This window comes from Bacillus sp. GbtcB10 (genome assembly GCF_019091365.1).
Taxonomy (GTDB): Bacteria; Bacillota; Bacilli; order Bacillales; family Bacillaceae; genus Bacillus; species Bacillus altitudinis.
Genome location: NZ_JAGXJP010000260.1, coordinates 1 through 255 on the forward strand (window position 1 = coordinate 1; position 255 = coordinate 255).

At 52.9% G+C, this 255-nt stretch carries 1 protein-coding gene; it reads left to right on the forward strand.

What is annotated here, in order from left to right:
* A partial coding sequence (locus tag KVT11_RS20235; protein WP_217609184.1) for a YIEGIA domain-containing protein occupies positions 1-255 on the forward strand: 255 nt, incomplete at both ends.

Here is a 255-nt window from a genome sequence, read left to right on the forward strand (position 1 = left end):
TGCTCGACAAGAACTATACCGCGGTTACGTTCCTCTCGCTAGCCGCACAGCAGTTCCGGGATGTCCGCAACATGGAGAGACAGAGTTTATCGAAGATTGATGAGCTGGAGCTTGTTCCCCGCGGGGCAGCTTACATTGAAGGGATCGCGATGGTGTTCGAGGGGCGTAATTACCTCGTCATTTTGGCGTCTTTTTTGGCCTCGCTGTTCAGCATTTTGTTCGCATGGTACTGGGGGATTCTAGCGGGTGCTCTTT